The organism is Campylobacter sp. 2018MI13, assembly GCF_018501135.1.
GTDB lineage: Bacteria > Campylobacterota > Campylobacteria > Campylobacterales > Campylobacteraceae > Campylobacter_E.
Genome location: NZ_JAHCZC010000382.1, coordinates 1 through 203 on the forward strand (window position 1 = coordinate 1; position 203 = coordinate 203).

Annotated in this window: 1 protein-coding gene; it reads left to right on the top strand. The window is 28.6% G+C overall.

The features are described from left to right. On the top strand, positions 1–203 hold a 203-nt coding region (locus KJQ99_RS10505), incomplete at both ends, for a BspA family leucine-rich repeat surface protein (RefSeq protein ID WP_214150794.1).

Genomic DNA, 203 nt, shown 5'->3' on the forward strand with positions numbered 1-203 from the left:
TGAAGCTTTGAGCTTTGATACTTCAAAAGTAACTAATATGAGCCATATGTTTGAAAATTGCTTTGATTTTAATCAACCATTAAATTTCAATACTTCAAATGTCGTTGATATGAGCAGTATGTTTAGTGGTTGTGAGTATTTTAATGAAGCTTTGAGCTTTGATACTTCAAAAGTAACTAATATGAGCCATATGTTTGAAAATT